General features: G+C 70.5%; 1 protein-coding gene. It reads right to left on the minus strand.

Features of this window, described 5'->3' with window-relative positions:
- Positions 1-434: 3-hydroxyacyl-CoA dehydrogenase family protein (locus tag J8I82_RS39990; protein ID WP_245180701.1), on the minus strand; the 434-nt coding region annotated here is incomplete at both ends.

Here is a 434-nt window from a genome sequence, read left to right on the forward strand (position 1 = left end):
TAGCGCATGTCGCCGGTCAGCGCTTCCATGTTGCGCAGCGTCTCGAGCACCAGCTGCGGGCCGACCGCGTCGCCGAGTGCCAGCGGGCCCTTCGGGTAGCCGAGGCCGAGGTTCACGGCGAGGTCGATGTCCGCCGGCGTGGCGATGCGCTGCTGCGCGATATCGCTGGCGATATTGATGATGCAGCAGAGCACGCGCTGGGCCACAAAGCCGGCCGAGTCGCGGATCAGCGTGACCGGCACGCCGTCGCTGGCAAAGAGGCCATGCGCGGCGTCACGCGCGGCGGCGCTGGTGGCCGGGGTGGTCATCAGCGTACGGCGTTTGGTGGCCTCGAACGGCAGCAGCGTGTCGATGGCGACGGTGCGGGCCGGGTCCAGGCCCTGCTGCAGCGCGCTGGTGGTGGCATCGAGGCCCAGCGGCGTGACGATGATCAG

Source organism: Cupriavidus consociatus (assembly GCF_017814975.1).
GTDB lineage: Bacteria > Pseudomonadota > Gammaproteobacteria > Burkholderiales > Burkholderiaceae > Cupriavidus > Cupriavidus consociatus.